Source organism: Burkholderia sp. HI2714, from assembly GCF_002223085.1.
Lineage (GTDB): Bacteria > Pseudomonadota > Gammaproteobacteria > Burkholderiales > Burkholderiaceae > Burkholderia > Burkholderia lata_D.
Genome location: NZ_NKFM01000172.1, coordinates 1 through 725 on the forward strand (window position 1 = coordinate 1; position 725 = coordinate 725).

2 protein-coding genes are annotated in these 725 nt (G+C 56.0%); both read right to left on the reverse strand.

What is annotated here, in order from left to right; translation table 11 throughout:
- Positions 1-234 (reverse strand): hypothetical protein (locus tag CFB82_RS41720; protein ID WP_218829056.1); only part of this gene is annotated, 234 nt, incomplete at its 3' end.
- A 274-nt stretch (positions 235-508) separates the two neighbouring features.
- Positions 509-725, reverse strand: a 217-nt coding sequence (locus tag CFB82_RS41725) for an integrase core domain-containing protein (RefSeq protein ID WP_143751108.1), incomplete at its 5' end; no start/stop codon positions are given.

Sequence of the window (725 nt, forward strand, 5' to 3'; positions counted from 1 at the left end):
CTCATACACCGCCTCCAACGTCAGTTCCTGTCGTCTGGCGATCTCTTTCGCTCGCACGCCGTCGCTGAACATCAGAATCGTCCGCGACCGGTCTCGTATTCGCCAATCACGACGGCTTCTCGCCATCGCTTCAAGCTTTGTACGTTCTTCCTGCGTCAGTTCCAGCGCTTTCAATGCCATCAGCTTCGTTGCTCGTCCCGTCCAGTTCGAACCATGATTGTAGAGACATTTCATGTCGAAGGCTTATCGTCCACCGGGAAATGCAGCCGCTTCAGAACTTTCGCCACGCCAGGCGGCAACGCCTTCCCCGAAATGTGTTCCTTCTTCACCGGCACTTCGAGCAAATCTGCCTCTGTTTAATTTCGAGTGGGTGGTATCGTGCGTTTTTTCGCGTAGACAGGACGAAGGGTCATGCATAGCAAGCTGTTCGAAGCCGCATTGGGTGTGAGAGGTGGCGCCGCTTGTTCGGACAGGGTCCCGAGATTTTTAAGTGGAACCGTCGGAGCAGTCATGCTGCCGATTTGATCGCAGGCAGCGTCGCGAAGTATGCCTCATCCGGCGTCCGGTCTTCCAGACTCGAATGAGGTCGCCTTTGGTTATATAGGTTCATGTAGTCGCCGATCGAGCGCCGGGCGTGGCTGACCGACTCATAGGCCTTCAGATACACCTCCTCGTACTTGACGCTTCGCCACACGCGCTCAACGAACACGTTGTCGCGCCAGGCT